This window comes from Actinophytocola sp., from assembly GCF_045807065.1.
Taxonomy (GTDB): domain Bacteria; phylum Actinomycetota; class Actinomycetes; order Mycobacteriales; family Pseudonocardiaceae; genus Actinophytocola.
On sequence record NZ_JBJMIE010000235.1, the window covers coordinates 1 to 2,225 of the forward strand.

A 2,225-nucleotide genomic window follows, 5' to 3' on the forward strand; every position below is an offset into this window, starting at 1 on the left:
ACCACGTCGGCGCGGGCGACGGCCTGGTCAACGTCTGGAAGATCCTGAAGTGGCCGATCCTGGTGATCATCATCAGCCAGATCCTCGCCCTGCTGTACTGGGCCGCGCCCAACGCGAAGCAGGCCGGCGTCCGGTGGGTCAGCCCCGGCGGCCTGGTCGCCGTCGTGCTCTGGATCGCCGCGTCCGCCGGCTTCGCCTTCTACGTCGCCAACTTCGCGTCCTACAACAAGACCTACGGCACCCTCGCCGGGGTCATCATCTTCCTCGTCTGGCTGTGGATCTCCAACATCGCCGTCCTCCTCGGCGCCGAGTTCGACGCGGAGCTCCACCGCGGTCGCGCCATCGAGACCGGCCACCCCGAGGAGGAGGAACCCTTCGTCGGCCTGCGCGACGACCGCGCCCTCGACGAGGACGAGCAAGACGCGCGGTGAACGGCGCACTCGCGCCCCGGCGTCGAGAAGACGCGCCGTGTGACTGCCGACCGCCAGCCCGGTGGTCGCGGACCCGTCGGGGGATCCGCGACCACCGCCCTCGTCCGTCCTCATGGATAGTCGCGAGAACTAGCCGGCCGGGAATTCGATCACCGGGCCGAACGGTGTCGGGTCACACGGGCGCGGTGGAGGCGCGGACCACCAGCTCGGTGGCCAGTTCGACGTGGTGCGACTCGAGTTTCACGCCGTCGGCCAGGCGTAGGGCGGTGCGCAGGGCCACACCGCCCATCTCGCGCAGGGGCTGTCGCACGGTGGTCAGTGGCGGGGAGGCCATGCCGGCGAGGAGTGTGTCGTCGAAGCCCACCACGCTCAGGTCCTGGGGGACGCGCAGGCCGCGGGTGCGGGCGGTCTCGAGGACGCCGAGGGCGATCTCGTCGTTCCCCGCGAACACCGCGGTCGGCGGCTCCGCGAGGTCCAGCAGCGCCGCGGCGCCGTGCGCGCCGGCCTGGTACGTGAACTCCCCCGGGCGGACGTACGCGCCCGGCACCGGCGCCTTCCTCGCCTCCATGGCGGCCCGGTAGCCGTGCACGCGTGCCTGGCTGACCGCGGCGACGGCCGGGCCGCCGAGGTAGGCGACGCGGCGGTGGCCGAGGCGGAGGAGGTGCTCGGTCGCCGCGAAGCCGCCGGCGAAGTTGGTGGACCCGACGCTGTTGACGTCGGTGTGCGGCAGGTGCATCGGGTCGACCACGACCAGCGGAAGACCCGCCTGCGTCAGGGCGTCCACGTATGCCGGCGTGTACACGCTGGTGACCGCGATGAGCGCGCGGCGTCCCGTCGCGACGAGGTTCCGCGCCCAGTGCGGGCCGCGGTCCGGCTGGCTGACCGCCACGGAGACGCCGAACTCGGTGGCGGTGTCGACGACGCCCTCCAGCACCTCGGCCACGTACGGCTTGAGGTCACCGGCGAACTGCACCTCGATGGTCGCCGGCGCCGCGGCCTCGGCGCGGCGGCCCACGGGTGCGACGTAGTCGTGCTGGTGCAGCAGTTCCTGAACCCGGGAGCGGGTCTCGGGCGCCACGTCGCTGCGCCCGTTGACGACCTTCGACACGGTCGCGACGGACACCCCCGCCAGCTGTGCGACGGCCGCCAACGTCGTCCGCCTGGCGCCCGCCGGTGACGGCTTCCCTGAGCCTCCCGCCGGCGTCGGGTCAGCCGACTTCATCGCCTTCCCTTCACCCGGGTCCGAAAGTTTCGAAATGTTTCGGCGTACTCGACGAGCATACGTTTGCCATGTATTTCGGGCAATAAACCAAGGTTGACCTTGACACCAATTCTTCGGGATACCTAGGCTGGCACAGCGCCGTTTCGAAAGTTTTCGGAACCGGCAGCCAGCGAAGTCTGCGGCTCGAGAACGGAGCACGAGCGTGGCAACCCCTATCTCCCGACGAACGGTCCTCGGCCTTGCCGCGAGCGTGCCGGTCTCGATGGCGCTCTCGGCCTGTGGTTCATCCGGTCCGGGCAGCGGCACCGGTGCGTCGTACTGGTTCCTGAGCGGACCGCCCCAGGAGGGCATCCGGCAGGGCGCGGTGGACCGGTTCAACAAGGCCAACCCCGACTCGAAGATCAAGACGACCACCTTCCAGAACGACCCCTACAAGACCAAGATCAAGACCGCGCTCGGTGCCGGGACTGCGCCCACTATCATCTGGGGCTGGGGCGGCGGCGGGTTGAAGACGTGGGTCGACGCCGGCCAGGTCGAGGACCTCACCTCGTGGTTCGACAAGAACCCGAAGG

At 70.2% G+C, this 2,225-nt stretch carries 3 protein-coding genes; 2 read left to right on the forward strand and 1 reads right to left on the reverse strand.

Annotated features, from left to right (window positions below; genetic code table 11):
* A partial coding sequence (locus ACJ73U_RS13930; RefSeq protein WP_407778021.1) for a YihY/virulence factor BrkB family protein occupies positions 1-431 on the forward strand: 431 nt, incomplete at its 5' end.
* 172 nt (positions 432-603) lie between these two features.
* On the opposite strand, the gene ACJ73U_RS13935 is transcribed toward ACJ73U_RS13930, so the two are convergent.
* A complete protein-coding gene (locus ACJ73U_RS13935) occupies positions 604-1,653 on the reverse strand; it encodes a LacI family DNA-binding transcriptional regulator (protein ID WP_407778022.1) in 1,050 nt (349 codons plus the stop codon).
* 202 nt (positions 1,654-1,855) lie between these two features.
* Here ACJ73U_RS13935 and ACJ73U_RS13940 point away from each other — a divergent pair.
* The coding region (locus ACJ73U_RS13940; protein ID WP_407778023.1) for an extracellular solute-binding protein at positions 1,856-2,225 on the forward strand (370 nt) is incomplete at its 3' end.